The sequence below is a fragment of the Oleiphilus sp. HI0128 genome (assembly GCF_001635365.1).
Genome location: NZ_LWGG01001196.1, coordinates 1 through 18,056, shown reverse-complemented (window position 1 = coordinate 18,056; position 18,056 = coordinate 1). Strand labels below are relative to the sequence as shown.

At 44.8% G+C, this 18,056-nt stretch carries 18 protein-coding genes; 8 read left to right on the top strand and 10 right to left on the bottom strand.

Annotated features, from left to right (window positions below):
* Nucleotides 1-1,568 (top strand): efflux RND transporter permease subunit (locus tag A3763_RS20195; protein WP_197483013.1); only part of this gene is annotated, 1,568 nt, incomplete at its 5' end.
* Nucleotides 1,569-1,577: 9 nt separating this feature from the next.
* Here A3763_RS20195 and A3763_RS20190 read toward each other — a convergent pair.
* Nucleotides 1,578-3,128, bottom strand: coding sequence for a M48 family metallopeptidase (locus tag A3763_RS20190; protein ID WP_068510471.1), 1,551 nt, complete (start codon nucleotides 3,126-3,128; stop codon nucleotides 1,578-1,580).
* A 261-nt stretch (nucleotides 3,129-3,389) separates the two neighbouring features.
* Between A3763_RS20190 and A3763_RS30210 the strand changes: the two genes are divergently transcribed.
* Nucleotides 3,390-4,325, top strand: coding sequence for a PaaI family thioesterase (locus A3763_RS30210; protein WP_368664571.1), 936 nt, complete (start codon nucleotides 3,390-3,392; stop codon nucleotides 4,323-4,325).
* Nucleotides 4,326-4,388: 63 nt separating this feature from the next.
* On the opposite strand, the gene A3763_RS20180 is transcribed toward A3763_RS30210, so the two are convergent.
* Nucleotides 4,389-5,519, bottom strand: a complete 1,131-nt coding sequence (locus A3763_RS20180; RefSeq protein ID WP_197470094.1) for an SMP-30/gluconolactonase/LRE family protein — start codon at nucleotides 5,517-5,519, stop codon at nucleotides 4,389-4,391.
* Nucleotides 5,520-5,783: 264 nt separating this feature from the next.
* Between A3763_RS20180 and htpG the strand changes: the two genes are divergently transcribed.
* Entirely contained in the window at nucleotides 5,784-7,700 is a 1,917-nt protein-coding gene (gene htpG / locus A3763_RS20175; protein WP_068510476.1) for a molecular chaperone HtpG, read from the top strand.
* Nucleotides 7,701-7,812: 112 nt separating this feature from the next.
* On the opposite strand, the gene A3763_RS20170 is transcribed toward htpG, so the two are convergent.
* The 5 genes from A3763_RS20170 to A3763_RS20150 form a co-directional block, all read right to left on the bottom strand.
* Entirely contained in the window at nucleotides 7,813-9,726 is a 1,914-nt protein-coding gene (locus A3763_RS20170) for an ATP-binding protein (protein ID WP_068510478.1), read from the bottom strand.
* Between the two features lie 24 nt (nucleotides 9,727-9,750).
* Nucleotides 9,751-9,954: a hypothetical protein gene (locus A3763_RS20165; RefSeq protein ID WP_068510480.1), complete on the bottom strand. Its 204-nt coding sequence runs from the start codon at nucleotides 9,952-9,954 to the stop codon at nucleotides 9,751-9,753.
* Between the two features lie 20 nt (nucleotides 9,955-9,974).
* A complete protein-coding gene (locus tag A3763_RS20160) occupies nucleotides 9,975-10,619 on the bottom strand; it encodes a TonB-dependent siderophore receptor (protein ID WP_068510482.1) in 645 nt (214 codons plus the stop codon).
* 83 nt (nucleotides 10,620-10,702) lie between these two features.
* Nucleotides 10,703-11,665, bottom strand: coding sequence for a diguanylate cyclase (locus A3763_RS20155; RefSeq protein ID WP_068510485.1), 963 nt, complete (start codon nucleotides 11,663-11,665; stop codon nucleotides 10,703-10,705).
* Between the two features lie 10 nt (nucleotides 11,666-11,675).
* Entirely contained in the window at nucleotides 11,676-12,701 is a 1,026-nt protein-coding gene (locus A3763_RS20150) for a response regulator (protein WP_068510487.1), read from the bottom strand.
* 223 nt (nucleotides 12,702-12,924) lie between these two features.
* Between A3763_RS20150 and A3763_RS20145 the strand changes: the two genes are divergently transcribed.
* From A3763_RS20145 to A3763_RS20125, 5 genes are all read left to right on the top strand, one after another.
* Complete coding sequence (locus A3763_RS20145) at nucleotides 12,925-13,419, top strand: DUF6586 family protein (protein ID WP_068552970.1); 495 nt, start codon at nucleotides 12,925-12,927, stop codon at nucleotides 13,417-13,419.
* Nucleotides 13,420-13,483: 64 nt separating this feature from the next.
* Nucleotides 13,484-13,729 (top strand): hypothetical protein, encoded by a 246-nt coding sequence (locus A3763_RS20140; RefSeq protein ID WP_068509110.1) that lies wholly within the window; start codon nucleotides 13,484-13,486, stop codon nucleotides 13,727-13,729.
* Between the two features lie 54 nt (nucleotides 13,730-13,783).
* A complete protein-coding gene (locus A3763_RS20135; protein ID WP_068510566.1) occupies nucleotides 13,784-14,470 on the top strand; it encodes a crotonase/enoyl-CoA hydratase family protein in 687 nt (228 codons plus the stop codon).
* 66 nt (nucleotides 14,471-14,536) lie between these two features.
* Nucleotides 14,537-15,922, top strand: coding sequence for a UDP-N-acetylmuramate:L-alanyl-gamma-D-glutamyl-meso-diaminopimelate ligase (gene mpl, locus A3763_RS20130; RefSeq protein ID WP_068510564.1), 1,386 nt, complete (start codon nucleotides 14,537-14,539; stop codon nucleotides 15,920-15,922).
* The gene (locus A3763_RS20125) at nucleotides 15,915-16,526 is read left to right on the top strand and encodes a flavin prenyltransferase UbiX (protein WP_068510562.1); all 612 of its coding nucleotides are present in this window, start codon (nucleotides 15,915-15,917) and stop codon (nucleotides 16,524-16,526) included. Before mpl ends, A3763_RS20125 begins: the two co-directional genes overlap by 8 nt.
* Before the next feature lie 103 nt (nucleotides 16,527-16,629).
* On the opposite strand, the gene A3763_RS20120 is transcribed toward A3763_RS20125, so the two are convergent.
* The 3 genes from A3763_RS20120 to A3763_RS28955 all read right to left on the bottom strand — a co-directional run.
* A complete protein-coding gene (locus tag A3763_RS20120; protein ID WP_068510560.1) occupies nucleotides 16,630-17,121 on the bottom strand; it encodes a HugZ family protein in 492 nt (163 codons plus the stop codon).
* Nucleotides 17,122-17,126: 5 nt separating this feature from the next.
* Nucleotides 17,127-17,795, bottom strand: coding sequence for an NAD-dependent epimerase/dehydratase family protein (locus A3763_RS20115; protein WP_082865075.1), 669 nt, complete (start codon nucleotides 17,793-17,795; stop codon nucleotides 17,127-17,129).
* A gap of 81 nt (nucleotides 17,796-17,876) precedes the next feature.
* The coding region (locus tag A3763_RS28955) for an enoyl-CoA hydratase-related protein (protein ID WP_369823149.1) at nucleotides 17,877-18,056 on the bottom strand (180 nt) is incomplete at its 5' end.

Sequence of the window (18,056 nt, the reverse complement as noted above, 5' to 3'; positions counted from 1 at the left end):
GTGCCTTGCTGAAGAGACCGGGCTTAACATTTATCGGTGCACTGGGCGTCATAGTCTTCAGTTATGTCGCCTATGGGGCTTTCGGAAAGGGTGTAGAGTTCTTTCCAGATGTCGAACCGGATAGCGCGCAGGTTCTTATTCACGCTAGAGGTGACTTATCGATACATGAAAAAGATGCCTTGTTAAAACAGGTTGAACGTCGGTTTTTAAGTCTGATTGAAGGCAAAAACGAGCTTGAATCAATTTATGCCCGTTCTTTCAATCAAGCTCAGAATGCAATGGCCGAGGATGTGATCGGTTCAATTCAGTTTCAATTTGTTGATTGGGATAAGCGGCGTGTAGCGTCAGAAATTCTCACAGAAATGGAGGCGATGACCGCTGATATTTCAGGTGTAAAGTTGGAGTTTCGCAAAGCAGAGAATGGCCCTTCTGGCGGTAAACCGATCAAGTTGCAGGTTAGTGCAATCTACCCTGAGCACACTGAGCAAGCGGTTGAGCTTATCCTCTCAAAGATGGAAGCCCTCGAAGGTTTTAAAGATATTGAGGATGATCGAGCGCTACCGGGTATCGAATGGCGACTAGATGTAGATAGAGAGGCCGCAGCACGTTTTGGTGCCGATATCGCTTTGATCGGTAGCGCCATTCAAATGATTACGAACGGCTATCGCGTTGCCGACTTTAGACCGGACGATACGATAGAGGAAGTCGATATTAGTATTCGCTTCCCTGAACAGTTCAGAAACCTCAATCAGTTTGATAATTTCAGAATCCAAACCTCAAAAGGCATGGTGCCCATTAGTAACTTTGTGTCGCTGAATCCTGCGCCGAAGAATGGCACGATAAAACGGGTTGACGGTAAACGGGCTATTACGATTCAGTCAGATGTTCTTGAAGGACTGCTACCTAGCGAGCGCCTACAAGCTCTGCAAGCTGAGTTCGATCTGTCAGAATTTAAGCCAGATGTACGCATCGCCGTAAAAGGGGAAGAACAGGATCAGAAGGAAACAGCAGAATTCCTCGGTACGGCTTTTATGACGGCAATCTTTCTAATGCTTTTGATTCTCGTCATACAGTTCAACAGCTTTTATCAGAGTATTTTAGTATTGAGTGCGATTGTCTTTTCAACCGCGGGGGTTTTACTGGGCCTGCTGATCACAGCTCAGCCTTTCGGTATCGTGATGGTCGGCTTGGGTATCATTGCCTTGGCAGGTATCGTTGTGAACAATAATATTGTATTGATTGATACCTATAACTCGTATATCAACAATGGAGTTAGCCCTTATCAGGCGGCTTTGATGACGGGTGAGATTCGTATGCGACCCGTGTTATTGACTGCAGGAACCACTGTTCTTGGTTTGATACCGATGGTCTTATCGATGAATATCGACTTTATCAATCGCGACGTAGCTTTTGGTGCACCTTCTACACAGTGGTGGACTCAGTTATCTAGTGCCATTGCTGGTGGATTGGCGTTTGCCACAGTCCTCACCTTGTTTCTAACACCGGCTTTACTGGTACTTGGTGCTAATACTCGCCAATGGATATCAAGCAAACAAAACGGTTCCTAATTGGTGTTTCTATTCAAGTGTCACCGAGCTAATGCTGGTTTTAACCTTTTCGCCTGTTTTTAAGTGATAAACAACTTTGGCAGGATAGTAGGGGCTGCGTTTTTGCGCCGGAATCGTTTCGTTAATTGACCATTCTTCAATCTTAATTACTTTTCCATTTGCGTCAATTAGCTGCGTGCGCAACTGTAGAGCGCCAATGTTCAGTGGACTATGGTTTTCTATTGTCACCAATAAAGGCCCTTTAGGGTCTTGAACATGCTTGGCCTTTAAGTATTTTTCCGGTGTTTGCTTAATTTCGATTAGGGCCAGTTTTAGTTTTGCCTGTTGACCTATATCGCCTTGCGCCTGGGCTGCTTGTGCATAGTACTTAAGTGCTTGTTCCTGATTCTGAGACTCGCTGTATAGCTCTCCTAATTGTAGGGCAGCAATACTTGTTGGTAGTAAACGCATGCTATAGCGATAATCATCAATGGCATAGCTAGATTGGCCTAGAGCGGCATAGCTTTGAGCACGCTTTAAGTAATAAGAAAATTGATTTGGGTTGAGCTCTGTGGCGCGCATATGGGCCGCAAGTGCAGAATCTTTATTTCCCTTAGCGGCCAATGCATCGCCTTTTATGGCGCTAAATAGTGCTTCTTTAGGTTCTATATTACTTGCTTTAGAAATAAGGCTAAGCGCCAGGTCGTAATCTTTTTGTGCCAGGGCGGCATTCGCCTGGTCTGCCAGGTCGTAAGCTTCTTGTTTACTCTTGAGGTAGGCGATGGCTTGTTGATACGCCTCTTTACCCGAGAAGGCGTCTTTGACAGGGTTTGAGGCAGCGTATTTGATATTTGCTTCTACCCGTTCTTGAGAGGGCGGGTGTGAAGCAAATAAACCGTCAAGCCATGAACTTTTTTGCTGCTTTGATAGTGAGACAAAAACCTTTTGAAGTTCAACAGCGCCCTGCAGGTTGTAGCCAGCCTTAGCCATATATTTCATGCCGTAGTGGTCTGATTCCAGCTCGTGGTCGCGTCCATATTTGGCAGTGGTTAACCTTGCCCCTAAGTTCGCACCGCCAATAATTAAGTCTCGATAGTCATTATTCGCCAAGCCTAAACCCAGGCCCGCCATGCCGACTTGAACCAGTAAATTATCACGCTGACGCTGGGCGCCGTGTCTGGCAGCAGCGTGAACAATTTCATGACTAAGCACTGCAGCTAGTTGAGCTTCACTTTCCAGCTTTAAGAGCAGGCCACGATTAATAGCAATCTTGCCTGATGGCAGGGCCCAAGCATTAGGGACTGAGTTATTGAGAACGACAAACTCATAGGGAAGTTTTGGGACATCACTAAGGGCGGCGAGCCTCATACCAACCGTGCTGACATATTCACTAAGCTTCGGATCAAGGTTGTAGGCGCCACCTTGTGATTGCTGTGCTGGTTGGTATTGTTGCTGGCCTATTTTAACGTCTTCAGAAAAAGAGCTGAACATTAGCTGCTTTTCTCCGGTTACCGGGTTTACAGAGCAAGCGCTACAGAGCAAGGTTAGGCAGAGTAGAAGATAAGTAAAAATGGGGCGCATAAGACAATACCGGGTTCTAGTTAACAGTAAGTCAATTTTGCGCTAATGGATTCACTCTTTTCAATAGCAAATGAGTAATTACTATTGTTATAAATAGGATGCTAGGTGGAAATCTCCTGATTAATTACATTTCTTAAAAAGTGTGACATTGGTTATACTTCGGCGCTTCAAATATGTTAGCTGATAAGGAGCTGACATTTTATGCTTAACTAGAATAAGCGTTCCCAGCTAAATTATGTAACGCTGATTGTGAGAGAATGAATGAGAGACGAAACCATGTTGTTTACCCAAGTCGAAAGCTTTGTAAGCGTATTGGCTCAGTGCCAGGAGTTGGGTATTAAGGTTGTTTCTGCAAGAGAAAACGAGCTGATACTAGAATTGCCTTACAGCGAGAAGATTATCGGTAACCCAGATTCAGGGGTTATTCATGGTGGTGCGATTACCACCTTGATGGATACGACCGCAGGTGCCGGTGTGCTATGTGCAATGCCGGAGTTTGAACTCTGCCCAACACTAGATTTGCGTGTTGACTATATGCGCCAGGCAAAACCGGGGCAGTCAGTATTCGCGAGAGCAAGCTGCTACCGTTCAACCAACAATATCTTGTTTATGAAGTGTGAGGCTTATCAGATTGACCGGACTGTGGCGCATTGTGTCGCAACCTTTATGCGTATGGGCGAGAAGGGCATTCCTTCCTTAGATGTGATGACGAAAGATATTCCTGTTTATCAATCAAAGAATATTGGCAAGGTTTCTCTGCCCGAAGATTTTAAAGATTCGGTGATACAAGCGCGCGACAAGAGCGACTACAAGATACTGACCTCAGCTATTCCTTATGCGCAATTGATTGGCATTGAATGCCTGGATGATAGAGGAGAGCTAACCTTTAAGTTAAATCAGAAGGAAGGCAATATTGGTAATCCTATTCTTCCCGCAATTCATGGTGGTGTCATTGGTGGCTTTATGGAATTGTCTAGTGCTATGTATTTGCTGGTATCTCAGTCGACTTTGAAATTTCCCAAAATTATTGATTTTTCATTAGATTACTTACGTGCCGGTGCAAACCAGGATACCTATGCCTATTGTAATGTGACCCGCCAGGGTGGCCGCGTTGCTAATGTCGAAGTTCACGCCTGGCAAGAAAGCCGCGATAAGCCAATTGCCTTGGCCAGAGCGCATTTTTTGTTAGAGGATTAGGTTTTTCAAAGGGGTCAGACTCGATTGAAATTCAATCGAGTCTGACCCCTTTGAAATTCAACCTCAATGCCCAGGGTAAGCAGTGGTATCGGTCTTCAATTTAAATATCTGATAAGGGCCTTTTTCTTGAATGTACTGGTCAGGCTTGGCTATCACACTTTGTAGCGCACTAGCAGTAACGTATAACCAGCCATTCGGGCCGAAGCTGAAACCATCAGGCCAGCGAAGCTTCTTGTCTTTGTAAAGTGTTTGTATGGAACCATCAGAGCGCATCTGTATGATAGCCGAATGCTCCAGATCGCTGATGTATAGAGTGTCCTCATCATCGATAGTGATGCCATCGCTCATGGTCTTTTCACCAAAAGCTTCGATTTTAGTTTTCAGCGCTTCTGCACTTAGTGCAGGATTATTCAAATCACTTACCCGTACGCGCCACATCTTCTCGTCGGTAACGGGAGCAAAGTAAAGCCATTCTTCGTTGCGGTCTAGCGCAATAGAGTCAACGCCAGGGCGAATAGCAAAAACACCAAACATCAGCATTTTCACACCTTCGACATGAGGAACATAGTAGTCCGGGTCGACCGAGTCGTGGTCTTCAATAGCAATACGAGCACGCTGTTCTATCACATCATAAACGATGATAGATGGGCTAAGACCTATGATACTTGCATTGGCGATATAGATGCGTGTGCCATCATGACTGACTTGGAAGTCATTCATATGTGAGCCTAGCCCTGCAATATCTGAACTAAAACGATGATGATGCACAACCTCGCGGGACTCAATATCCACGGCAAGGATCTGAGGTGTTTCTTGCCCATGGTCACCATAGTCGAGTAGCCATAAGCGGCCTTGTCTGTCTAAACGCATTGATAGAACAGTACTCAAGTTAAGACCAGCTGGTGACTCGAACTCAAATGGTTTGGCTTCGCCATCAACCAGTTCTGCGATGTTATAGGGTGGAAAACCTTCCGGATGATAAGTGAAAAAGATGCGCTCATTTTTCGAGACTGCGATGTTTCCAGGAGGGTAGGGCAGGTCAGCAACTTTGATAAGCGCTTCAGCCGGGAGCAGGGGCTGGCCACTTCTATCAGGGAAGGCATCGCCGCCGCCGTAGAAACCATCGAGTGCGGCCGCACCGAGGCCAATAATCAAAACAACTGCGAATAATAGTGTGGTAAGGGCTTTTAACATGATTCTCAATTTATCTTTGTAAAGGTAGGTGGAGGGCATTAAACCATAATCTGGCTTTGTGCGCGAAACAGCTCGAAACAAAACACGATAAAAATTACTTGAAATTAAAAATGCCATCCCCACATAAGGTTTCAAGGCTTTTCAGGTCGGTGGTAAGCAAGGCTGCATTGATAATGCAGTCCCTCTCATAAGTTTGAGATAAATTGCTGCCGGAAAGCGACAAATCAATTTTTCTGAACAACGAAAAACGAGAGAAACAAATATATGTCAGCACAAGATAATTTAGAAGCAAAGCAGGAAACCCTTGGCTTTCAAACAGAGGTTAAGCAGCTTCTACATTTGATGATCCATTCCCTTTATTCAAATAAAGAGATCTTCTTACGCGAATTGATTTCAAATGCTTCCGATGCAGAAGATAAGCTGCGTTTTGAAGCGCTATCTAACAACTCTTTGTACGAAGACGATGGTGATCTGAAGATTCGTCTAGAGTTTGATGAAGAAGCCAAGACAGTGACATTAACTGATAACGGTATCGGTATGAATCGTGATGATGTCATTAACCACTTAGGTACGATTGCCAAGTCAGGCACTGCCGAGTTTATGTCTAAGCTAACAGGTGATAGCCAGCAAGATTCTCAGTTGATTGGTCAGTTCGGTGTTGGGTTCTATTCCGCATTTATTGTTGCCAAGAAAGTTGATGTATTCACGCGTAAAGCGGGTACAGATAAAGCGGAAGGTGTTCACTGGAGCTCCGAAGGTGAAGGTGAATTCACCATAGAGAATATCGAGCGTGCCGAGCGTGGTACTTCGATTGTGCTTCACCTGAAAGAGGAAGAGGCTGAGTTTGCTAACGGCTGGAAGCTACGTAGTCTGGTTAAGAAGTATTCTGACCATATCGCCTTCCCGGTTGTGATGAAGTCTGAGCCAATGCCTGCTGAAGAAGGTAAAGAGCCAGAAGAGCCAAAAGACGAGACAGTCAACGAAGCCACAGCGCTTTGGTCTTTGTCTAAGTCTGAAATCAAAGAAGAAGAGTATCAATCTTTCTATAAGCATATTTCTCATGACTTCCAAGAGCCACTAACTTGGTCTCATAACCGTGTTGAAGGTAAATTGGACTACACAAGCTTATTGTATATTCCTTCAAAAGCGCCTTTTGATATGTACAACCGCGATGTACCGAAAGGGCTCAAGTTGTACGTTCAGCGTGTTTTCATCATGGATGAAGCTGAGCAGTTCCTGCCTCTGTACCTACGGTTTGTTAAAGGTATTGTTGATACTCGCGATCTTTCGCTGAACGTCTCTCGTGAAATCTTGCAGAGTGACAAGACCGTTGAAAGTATGAAGACTGCTTTGACCAAGCGTGTTCTTGATATGTTGACCAAGATGGCGAAGAACGATGCTGAAAAGTATCAGTCTTTCTGGGATGAGTTTGGCCAGGTAATCAAGGAAGGCTTGGCTGAAGACTTTGGAAATAAAGAGAAAGTTGCCGGTTTATTACGTTTTGCGTCCACTGAAGGGGATAGCAAGCAGACAGTTTCTCTAGCGCAGTACATTGAACGTATGCAAGAGAGCCAAGACAAGATCTACTATGTTAGCGCTGAGAGCTATGCAGCCGGTATCAGTAGCCCTCACATGGAAATCTTCCGTAAAAAGGGTATTGAAGTGCTTGTGCTGAGTGATCGTGTTGATGGCTGGATGATTTCTTACTTGAGTGACTTTGACGGTAAGCACTTGCAAGACATCACCAAAGGCGAGCTAGATCTAGGTGATATCGAAGACGAAGAAGACAAAAAACAGATCGAAGAAGCGAGCAAAACTTATGAAAGCTTGATCGGCCAGATCAAAGACTTGTTAAGCGACAAGGTTGAAGAAGTTCGTGTTACTAATCGTCTGACTGACTCGCCAGCTTGCTTGGTGGCCGGTGCACACGATATGGACGCACAAATGAAGAAGATCATGGAAGCAGCTGGTCAGGCTGTTCCAGAGACTAAACCAAGCTTCGAAGTGAACCCGGAGCACCCATTGGTTCAGAAGTTGAACGAAGAGCAAAATGATGACCGTTTCAACGACTTGGCCAACGTCTTGTTTGACCAGGCAGCCTTGGCTAGCGGCGAACAGCTGAAAGATCCAGGTGCCTTTGTGTCTCGTTTGAATAAGCTATTGTTGGATTTATCTAAGTAGTTCATTACATTTCGACACAAGTTAAATAAGAAGGAGTTTGGTTTCGGCCAAGCTCCTTTTTTTTGTTTTATCCTAGTCAAAAGTAAAATGGGTAAAGGCTAGCGATTCTGAGCTATTTAACTCTAATCGGAATACTTACCGAGAAAGTCGTGCGCCCAACTTCACTCTCAAAATCAATATTTCCTTGATGCTTATCGACAATTTTCTTACAGATTCCTAGTCCTAAACCGCTGCCTTCTCCGGCTGGTTTTGTGGTAAAGAAGGATGAAAATACCTTTTCTTGGATATCCTCAGGAATTCCTGGACCGTTGTCGGTGAACTGCACAAGAATATTACCCTCCTGTACTTTGGTAGAGACCGATAATTCACCTTCATTATGCATTGCTTGAAGTGCGTTATGGGTTAAGTTGGTCCAGACTTGGTTTAGTTCGTCGGGGTAGCAGAGTGTTGAGGGTAAATCACCATAGTCCAAGTGCACTTCACAGCCTTGCTTAAACTGGTTCTGGTAAAGCACCAAGACTGTTTTAATGCCGTCGTTGATATTGCTTTGAATCATTTCTCCGCTGCAGTCTTGATGAGAGAAACTCTTCAAGGCAAAGACTATTTTTGATACGCGCGCGATGGCGGTATGAATGGTCATGTTGTTTCTTCGAATACTCGTAAGGGAGTGAGCGAGGGAAACGATTTTGTTATTTTCAGGGTCGAGAATTTCAGGTTTTAGTGCGCTGAGCTGATCGTGTAAGCCCATTTCCAATAGCAATTCTGCTAGATCTTCAGCACCTTCCTGATGATGGGGAGCAAGTTCTTTTGATAGAGAGCGCTTAATTGCCCTTTCCTCACGCGTGCTAAGGGAGTCGGAATGATTATTCGTCGACCTCCCTATCAGCGAGATGATCTTATTCAGTGCTTGAGCGTCAGGGTCGGGGCTTTTTTCCAGAATAGGTTTCAGTTGGGTAAGGTGGTCTTCCAAACTCATAGAGGTATTACTGGCCGATGCGCCTATTGCCCCGAGAGGCGTATTGATTTCGTGAGCAATACCTGCGATCAGTTGACCAAGTGCTGCAATTTTTTCTGAGTATATTAACTGCTGTTGGCTTTCTTCTACTTTTTTGAAGGCGTTAAGTAACTCTTCGTTCTTCTTATGCAGCGCCTTTGTTCGCTCATTAACTTTTGCGTCAAGCGTTAAATTATATTGCGCTTGTTCTAGGTAATTTTCTTCCAGGTTTTTAGCCATGTCGGTGAAGTTATGACTGAGTTCGGCAATTTCATCAGTACCAGTTATTGCGGCGTTATGGACTTTAGTGAAGTTTCCGTTTGCAATTTCTTTGGTGTAAGCGCTTAAACGCACTATGGGCTCAACTAAGCGCTCTGCTAACTGAGAGATCAGCACAAAGGCGACTAACAAAATCGCTCCGGCACTATAAAATGCCTTGTTCGTTTGTTCTTCTTGTAGTTGAGTATTTTCTGCAATAGATTGGGTGATCACTTTGTTCAGTTTTTTCAGCGAATATAGAAGGTAAATATCACCCCAGTGGGATTCTCCAATAGTTATCGGTACGCGGTATTCAAGTGAAGAGATCGGAAGAGCGCTGTCTTCAGGGTTATTAATCCCGAGGACTGAAATACTATCAGGGGTTTTTATGCTCACCTGACTAATGCTGCCATGATTTGTCGGCTGATAGGGTAGCTGTTGCTGCAACGGATCTGATGTGTGGATAAATACTTTGCCGTTTTTGGATACTAAAATAGCTTGCTGCAGCTCTGGTGTGTTGTTGACAGAATCGTTAATAATTTGGGTTAGAGAAAAAAGATTGAACGATGCCAGGTTTTCTGCGATCGAGCTACTCAACGCTTGGGCTTGGACGAGTGCTTGTTGGTTGAGGTTATGTTTTAGCAGAACGATACGCTTCTCTAACTCGGTATCAAATGCTTGCTTGTGTAGGTTTATTTGAAGGTGAGTGCTGACATAAAGCACAAGTAAAAGTGCACTAGCAATGATGAAAAGTAGTTTGTTGCGAATTCCCATGCTTAGACTTCTGTCTCCGTACAGCTACTTATTGGATAAATGCTCTCTTAAGCAGGTGAGTATATCCTCTATTTCCCAGGGCTTGCCAAAACAGGCGGCAAGATTCGCTTGTTCATAGGCTTCTTGGACTGCTGAGCTATCGGCATGACCCGTGAGTATTATCTTGATGATATCAGGGAACATGGCATGAACGTCAATCAAGAACTTATCGCCTTTGGTAACAGGCATAATGTAGTCCGAAATGATGGCTACAATCTGTTCACCATCTTTAAAGGGCCTGTACCATCGCGATACGATGCATTGAGCTTCCTTGATTGGTCACTTCCGATGCCTGCGCTTAGTGTTGTTTCTTGTGTATTCTGAGCCGTTTTGGTGATGATGTTAATTACGGCGACAAAAGCATTGGCTCCGTAGAGTGCTGAGCCAGGGCCACGGACAATTTCTACCCGGCTAATGTCATCGACAATAAAGTTGTTGTAAGAGCTTAGTGCACCACCATTTACCAGGTTGTTATTGTTAGCGTGGCCATTGATTAGAAATAATACTTTTTCACTGAAGTCTGTTTTTAGCCCTCTTATCTCGAGGGTAGACCTTCCCATATTAGTTTGGTAAACACCTAAGCCAGGTACGCGCTTTAGTGCGTCCATTAGGTTGCGCGCACCCATTCTTTTTAAGTCAGCAGCGGTAATGACGGTAACACTTGCTCCACTTTTCTTAATATCTTCCAAAGTCTTAGTTGCCGTAGAAACATAAGTCTCTGCCTGTAGCCACTGTATTTCTTCTTGTAATGGCGATACGGATTGAGCAGGGGCTAATGTTTGGGAAAGTGCTGATGCGCTAGCGGCGGCAAGAATAGCAAAGCTTATGTTTTGAAACTTTGAGCGGCGGATCATAGTGACTCCAAAATATTATTAGAATTGTCGTGGTTGATGACGTTATCTCTAGCGCGACACACCTTTCGGCGGCACGCTAGATTTTAACTATGGGAGAATGTATTGGTCTGGTTTCGCCCGCCTTCTTTAGAGGCATATAAGGCTTGGTCAGCTTGTTCAAGCCAGGTCATATAGTCGCTAGTGGCTTCAACAGCCTGACTAATTCCCAAGCTAATGGTAAATTTGATTGTTTTACCGTCATGAACAACTTCCATGGCTTCGATCTGTTTGCGAACACGTTCGCAGAAAACCATGGAATGTTCGGCATCGGTGTTACCAAGAATAACGCCAAACTCTTCACCACCGTAGCGGCCGGCAATATCAGTTTTACGAAGGTTATCCCGAAGTGCCTGAGAAACTTGCCTGATTACTTCATCGCCGGCTTGGTGACCATAGGTGTCATTTACCTTCTTGAAGTGGTCAATATCAAACATAATGACAGAGCAAGTCGTGTGATAGCGCTTATAACGGCTAAACTCTGCTTCTAGGCACTCTTCCCAATAACCTCGATTGTTTAGCCGAGTCAGGCGATCAGTTCGACTCAGCATTTCTAATTCAGAGTTCGCTCGTTCCAGTGCGTTCCGGTTCGCGGCAATATCAGTCACGTCATAGAGAATGATAGCGATATGGTTTACCGTTCCATCAGCAGATACCAAAGGTGAGATGGTCACGTTTTGGTACATGAATGGTTCTGTGCCGGTAATTGGGCGGTAGTTTTTGAATTTGAACAGATAAGGTCGCTGCTCCCAGGTCATAAAGGAGCGGTTTTTTAACATAAACACTGAATTAGATTTATGCTCTAGCCAATCTCTGGGCAAATCAGGGAATAAGTCAAAGAGATTCTTGTCTTTGGTCTGCAATGGAGTTATGCCGCTATGGCTCTCCATGAAACTGTTCCAAACTTTAATGCTAAAGTTGCGATCCAGTACCACGAGGCCGACATCGATGGTTTGCAGCATATCCATCAGCCAGTGAAATTCTTTTATATCTATCTGTGATCGTTCCATAGTTCGGCTATTAATCCATCAAGTAGGAAAGTCGTTTGTTCAAATTGTCCAGTGAATCTTCAGTGAACAGTAATAACAGGTCGCAACTAATGTTGTAGTTTTCAATTTCGTAAGTGATTTCAATGGCGAGTGTTTTCTTCCAGCGCTTGGCATTGGCTTTGATCAATTCACTTACTTTGACATGCTGCCCTAAAACAACCGGGTGCCCTTGACTGAAGGTGGTGTCGAGTTGTTGGGCAATACCGTTAGTACAGGCGCCCACTAGAATACTGGCCACTTCCATTAGTAGCTCAAGCTCAACCATGCGATCGACTTCGCCTTTGTAGTCGAGCAGCTTGGCGATATCACCAAAACTTGAATCACTGAAATTGAGCAAGGCTTCACCACTAATACCCGAACCGATAAAACCTTGGCAAACGGCAGAGTAGGTGTCTTGTTGCTCGGTGAGTGATAAGGCCATTTCTAACTCACTAACTTCGAGCAAGTTAACGTTTGGTATAGGCAGTTTTACGAAGACTTTCAAAAGCCGAGCGAGTAGGTCAGCTGCTTGTCCCATTGCGACATTCGCTATTTCTTGCATGCAGTCGCGGGTGCCAATATTGCCGATTTCACCTTTCTTAATTATCGGTGCTCTTGCAGGCGTAGCAGGAGCGGCTGAGGGCTCTGGTGCTCTGTAAAGGCCAAATTTCTCAAGTAGCTCTGTGAGCGCTTCAGTCGAAGTAGGTTTCTTAATGAAGTCGATTGCGCCTAGAGCCTTAACGCGTTCATGTGCTTCAGGTTGAATATCTCCTGATACGACAATTACCATCGTTGGCAAATCTTGTTTCTGAATCTGCTCTAAGGTTTCATAACCATCCATGACTGGCATGTTGAGGTCGAGAAACATAATGTCTCCCAAACCCTCTTTAATGGCTGCCAATGCTTCTTCACCATGTTTCGCAAATGAAACTTCTATTTCCCAGTCACTTGGCAAGGTTCTCGCCATTTGCTTTCTAGCTACGCTGGAGTCGTCGCAGATCAGGACGCGTGTTGTCATATGAAAAGGTCTTTCCACGGGATGTATTTATGATTACTAATTAAAGTGCATGAATGCCCATTCAGCAAGTCTTCAGGATAATTAAAGTTCCATATTCAGAGCAGTCATGACCCCATGCTCTGAATGGGGTATACTGGAGCGTTTATTAGTCTCAGGTATTAGTCTGGAAATCCAATTTAACAGGGTTTCTGGGCTGTAAGTGTGTGTCGACGGAGTCTTTTAGGTGAGTGATATTAAGAGCAGGGTGAACACTTATTTGTATGCAGCACAAACACAAGCAAAGCAGGCAGAGACAAGTACTAATGCTGCGCTTGCACAGGCTGCCGTTGTTGGCGCTAGTTTGAGTTTGAAGTATGCCTGGGAAGCCTGGCTAGAAGAATTATCAGCCTATTTAAAGATCCCTGCTGACGCCTTGCAAGATGAGTCTTCAGAATTGGCGCAGAATATGCCCGATTGCCAGTTCCTGTTTGCGCAGAAGCAGGAGCAAGGAAGTTGGTATCAACGCTTGTTGGCTTTATCTGTTGACCCTCTGCTCTACAGAGAAAATTCGCCGCATTCTAGGCAAGCAGCTAGCACAGAAGCAAGTGTGCCTCGAATTGAGGTTATTAATTTGACCGAGACAGCTATTGAAGGTGATAGAGAGCTGACTTTGTTAGAACTTATTGAAGAAGTAAAAACTTATATTCAGCAAAGGCGAGAGCAACAAACAGAATGGTAAAGAAGGCCGCAGGTACTATATAACTTACCTGGTGAGCAGGTTTCTATATAAATTTGGAGTTTGAATGAGTAGCGCATTTTTAGAGATAGTTGAATTAGAAAACGGTAGCTTCGCCTTGAAGCGAATGGATGATGACGGCGAATTCTTGGTCGAAATCCAATTTTCAGAAGAGGTTGAAGGCTTTTTGGGGGAGCATAAAGCAGCGATAGCGAAAGCAATGATCGGTGCGGGTGTTCAAGCTGCCGGGGCACTATCTAAATCGATTGTCGAAGCTGAAGAAAAAGAGCGTGAAGACCGTATATTACATTAATTCGAACAACCCTCGGTTGGACAAAAAACATAAGAGATATAGTTAGGAGTTAGTATGGAACTGGTACAGTTTGAGTTGCAAGATAAAGTAGCCACGATCAAAATTCAAAACGGTAAGGTGAATGCAATTTCTCACCAGGTCATTGCAGAATTGAATGAAGCGCTTGATCATGCTGAAGAGACCGGAGCGGTGGTTATTATCACTGGTCAGGAAGGTATATTCTCGGGTGGATATGATTTGAAAACCATGCAGAAGAGTATGGATCATGCGACTGCGCTTGTGGCAGAAGGTTCTACTTTAACGCGTAGAATGTTGGCTTTTCCTACGCCAATTATTGCTGCATGTAGCGGTCATGCGATTGCCAAAGGCTCCTTTATTCTTTTATGTAGCGATTACCGTATTGGTGCTAAAGGTCCATTTAAGCTAGGTCTGAATGAAGTGGCGATTGGTATGACAATGCACCAGGCAGGCATTGAAATGGCGCGTGGTCGTATCCCGACAAACTACTTTAATCGCTCGGTAATGAATGCAGAAATCTTTGATGTTGAAACGGCTGTTGATGCAGGATTTTTGGATAAGCTTGTCGATGCAGATCAGCTAATGACTGAAGCTAAAGCGTTGGCTGAAGAGTATAAAAAGCTGAATATGAAGGCTCATCACGGTACTAAGCTAAAATCACGCAAAGCCTTACTGGAAGCAATGGATGCTGCGATTGAAGTCGATCGTACGACGACTTTCTAAACCTTCCTTGTTACATAGAGGGCTTCGAGCCCTCTACCGAATGACCTTCACAACTTGAGACTCAACATGCATATTCATATTTTAGGTATTTGTGGCACCTTTATGGGAAGCTTGGCGGTGCTGGCCAAAGAGATGGGTATTAAAGTGACTGGCTGTGATCAGGGTGTTTATCCACCAATGAGTACGCAGTTGGAGTCTCAAGGCATTGAGCTAATTTCCGGCTTTTCGGTAGATCAGTTAGAACTTGGTGCAGATCTTTATGTTATCGGTAATGCTATCAGTCGTGGCAACCCCTTGCTGGAAGCTATTCTCAATCAAGGTTTGAAGTATACTTCCGGGCCAGGCTTCTTGGCAGATCATATCTTGCCAGGAAAGTGGGTGATGGGTGTTGCCGGTACGCATGGCAAAACCACCACCAGCAGTATGCTTGCCTGGATTTTGGAATATACGGGTATGTCGCCTGGCTTCCTGATTGGAGGCGTGCCTGAAAACTTTCCTTGTTCGGCCCGCTTGGGTGAAACGCCGTTCTTTGTCATTGAAGCCGATGAGTACGATAGCGCCTTCTTTGATAAGCGTTCGAAATTTGTCCATTATCGCCCTCGCACTTTTATTGTTAATAACCTTGAGTTCGATCATGCAGACATCTTCGCTGATCTTGCTGCAATCCAGACTCAATTTCACCATGTTATTCGAACCATTCCAGAAAATGGGCGAGTAATTTATCCAGAGAATGTGACGGCCATTGATCAGGTAATCGAAAAAGGTTGCTGGTCTGAGCAGGAAGTATTTTCTGATGATCAAAGTACAACAGATAAAGCTATCTGGAAAAAGCTAAGTGAGTCAGGCAGTTCATTTCAACTGATCTTGGCAAATGAAACCGTACAAGTCGATTGGAACATGACTGGCGACCATAATGTTCAAAACGGTGTTGCAGCAATGCTGGCTGCTCGCCATGTTGGCGTAAGTCTAAAACATGGTGCCGAGGCCTTATCCTGTTTTGGTGGTGTGAAGCGACGCATGCAGTTGTTGGCTTCGGTTAATGATGTACATGTTTATGATGACTTCGCCCATCACCCGACGGCTATCCAAACCACCTTGGCTGGCTTGCGTAATAAGGTTGGTCAGGATAAGATGATTATTGCGCTAATCGAACCTCGTTCAAATACCATGAAGATGGGTGTTCATGCTCAGACGCTATTAGCCAGTGCTGAAGAGGCCAATCATGTGGTTTGGGCAGACTTGTCGGATATGACTTGGTTGGATGACTTGATTGCTCAAACGGCAAGCAAGCAAAGCACTAAGCATGAGCTTGGCAATACCCTTAATGACTTAATCAATAAGGTAAAGTCTAAGCTCTCGGGTGAAAGTCATATTGTGATCATGAGCAATGGCGGCTTCGCAGGTATTCATGGCAAGTTAGTGGAAGCGCTAGAGGAACAGGTGAATGACTAAGGTGGTCGAACCGGTATCAATAGCGATTACTGGTGCATCGGGCGCGCAGTATGCTCTGCGCTTGATTGAATGTTTACTAAAGCAGAGCGTGCCGGTTTACCTGATGGTGAGCAAGGCAGCGCATATTGTAATCGCCACAGAAACCGAATATAAGTTGCCCGCACAAGCAGCACAAATGGAATCCTTCCTCAGTGACCATTTTTCTGCCGAGCCCGGAATGATTCGTGTTTTTGGCAAAGAGGATTGGATGTCTCCTTTAGCATCTGGCTCCGGTGCACCGAGTCGAATGGTGGTTTGCCCATGTAGTACAGGGTCCTTATCAGCCATCGCAACGGGAGCAAGTAATAACCTGATCGAACGTGCCGCTGACGTGGCTTTGAAAGAGCGTCGTCAGTTGATACTAGTTCCCAGAGAAGCACCTTACTCAGAAATTCACCTAGAGAATATGCTCAAGCTCACGCGTATGGGGGCAGTTATCCTCCCGGCAAGCCCAGGTTTTTACCATCAACCAAAGTCTATCGAAGATATGGTCGACTTTGTTGTAGCACGTATCTTATCTCAATTGGGCTTGGAACAGTCTTTGATGCCGAAATGGGGTGAGTAAGTTTTCAACGGGGTCAGACTCGATTGAAACTCTTCGTAGTTAGAACATTCCACGGCTCGCTGGCGGTTTAGCACGGGGAAAGTTTTTTCGAGGGGGAATCTGCTTAAGCTTTGATATGCTTAATATCGTCTCCAGTCAGCTCAAAAGCCTGTCCAAAGCCTTTCACATAAGTACCTGAAACCGCAGTTAGTCTGAATAGATGAAAGTCGGGTAGAGAGCGAAGCAGCTTCACTGTATTTCCATGACGTTTTTCAAAGCCATCAAGAATATTGTTCCATTCAGGGTCTTCTTGCTTGAGTTCTTCTGCTTTGCACTTAAGGTTTAGTCGCTTGCGGGCAAAAACGTTTTTGCTCTTGTCTTCATCTTCAATGATCAAAATAGAGAGACTGGGGTGAGCAAGTAAATTGTGCGTGTGTGTCGCAAGCTGACTGATAAAAATGTAGTAAGCTGAGCCCGTTTTCAGAAAGGGGGTATAGCTGATGCACGGCTCTTTATCTTTTCCAAGTGTTGCTAATTGGAGTGTCTGAATTTGCTCGTTGAGTTCAGCGATTTCAGTTTGAATTTGCTCTGTACTGATTTCAGGGTTCTTTGCCATGGTGTTTACTTTTCTAGCTGTTTTATCGCGCCTTGCATCATTGCTGAGTTAAGCACTTGTGTGCCCCGCTTAGAACGATTTGCCTCAAGAATCAGTGCAGCGGCAACATCGTGAGCTTGAATCGCTTTTAAATTGCCAGGGAGTATGCCCATAAATACTTCACCTAGCTTTTCAGCTGGACGAAATTCACCTCTGTCGCCGAGTAATAGGCTAGGCCTAGCAAGTGCTATATGAGGATAATTGAGCTCAAGTAGCTGATGTTCCAGTTCGCCTTTCATTTGCATATAGTAGGAGAACGCTTTCACCTTGGCACCATGCGCAGAGACAAGGCCATAATAGCGAGCGCCGTTCTGAAGACCTAGCCGTGCAACATTCAAAGGAAAGGTGACATCTATTTCGTAGTAAGCTTCTTTATTTGGCGTTTTACGAGTAGTAGAACCCAGGGCGCAAAATATATCGTCTACTTTTTTGGGTTCGGGAGCGCTGAGCTCACGGTAGTTGACTGGCCATTGTTCAACCTTAGGCAGCTTGGCCCAAGAGGCACTTGAAGGTGAGCGGACGAAAGCAACAACACGTTCATAAGCGGGATGTTGATTGAGCAAAGAAACCAAATGACTACCGATTAGTCCGTTTGCGCCAGCAACCCATGCTGTTTTCCCCATGAACTTCTCCATTTACGTATCACTTGCTTGAGCTTGAAACAAAAAAGGCTTTGAAACAGTGCTTCAAAGCCTTCTAGTAATTTATGATTGAAATTAACGGCCAGACCAGTTTGGCGGACGTTTTTCAAGGAAGGCACGTAAGCCTTCTTTTTTGTCGGCTGTTTCGATCAAGGCTGCTTGAGCAAACTTTTCCATAGCCAAGCCAGAGTGTTGTCCTGCCTCAAGGCCATAGTTGACCATCGACTTCATAAACTGAGGAACGAGTGGCGCAAA

What these genes read in the sequence shown, in the direction of transcription:
- A3763_RS20190 (WP_068510471.1), bottom strand. Translation starts at nt 3,128, where the DNA reads ATGCGCCCCATTTTTACTTATCTTCTACTCTGCCTAACCTTGCTCTGT.
- A3763_RS30210 (WP_368664571.1), top strand. Translation starts at nt 3,390, where the DNA reads ATGAGAGACGAAACCATGTTGTTTACCCAAGTCGAAAGCTTTGTAAGC.
- A3763_RS20180 (WP_197470094.1), bottom strand. Translation starts at nt 5,519, where the DNA reads ATGTTAAAAGCCCTTACCACACTATTATTCGCAGTTGTTTTGATTATT.
- htpG (WP_068510476.1), top strand. Translation starts at nt 5,784, where the DNA reads ATGTCAGCACAAGATAATTTAGAAGCAAAGCAGGAAACCCTTGGCTTT.
- A3763_RS20170 (WP_068510478.1), bottom strand. Translation starts at nt 9,726, where the DNA reads ATGGGAATTCGCAACAAACTACTTTTCATCATTGCTAGTGCACTTTTA.
- A3763_RS20165 (WP_068510480.1), bottom strand. Translation starts at nt 9,954, where the DNA reads ATGCCTGTTACCAAAGGCGATAAGTTCTTGATTGACGTTCATGCCATG.
- A3763_RS20160 (WP_068510482.1), bottom strand. Translation starts at nt 10,619, where the DNA reads ATGATCCGCCGCTCAAAGTTTCAAAACATAAGCTTTGCTATTCTTGCC.
- A3763_RS20155 (WP_068510485.1), bottom strand. Translation starts at nt 11,665, where the DNA reads ATGGAACGATCACAGATAGATATAAAAGAATTTCACTGGCTGATGGAT.
- A3763_RS20150 (WP_068510487.1), bottom strand. Translation starts at nt 12,701, where the DNA reads ATGACAACACGCGTCCTGATCTGCGACGACTCCAGCGTAGCTAGAAAG.
- A3763_RS20140 (WP_068509110.1), top strand. Translation starts at nt 13,484, where the DNA reads ATGAGTAGCGCATTTTTAGAGATAGTTGAATTAGAAAACGGTAGCTTC.
- A3763_RS20135 (WP_068510566.1), top strand. Translation starts at nt 13,784, where the DNA reads ATGGAACTGGTACAGTTTGAGTTGCAAGATAAAGTAGCCACGATCAAA.
- mpl (WP_068510564.1), top strand. Translation starts at nt 14,537, where the DNA reads ATGCATATTCATATTTTAGGTATTTGTGGCACCTTTATGGGAAGCTTG.
- A3763_RS20125 (WP_068510562.1), top strand. Translation starts at nt 15,915, where the DNA reads ATGACTAAGGTGGTCGAACCGGTATCAATAGCGATTACTGGTGCATCG.
- A3763_RS20120 (WP_068510560.1), bottom strand. Translation starts at nt 17,121, where the DNA reads ATGGCAAAGAACCCTGAAATCAGTACAGAGCAAATTCAAACTGAAATC.
- A3763_RS20115 (WP_082865075.1), bottom strand. Translation starts at nt 17,795, where the DNA reads ATGGAGAAGTTCATGGGGAAAACAGCATGGGTTGCTGGCGCAAACGGA.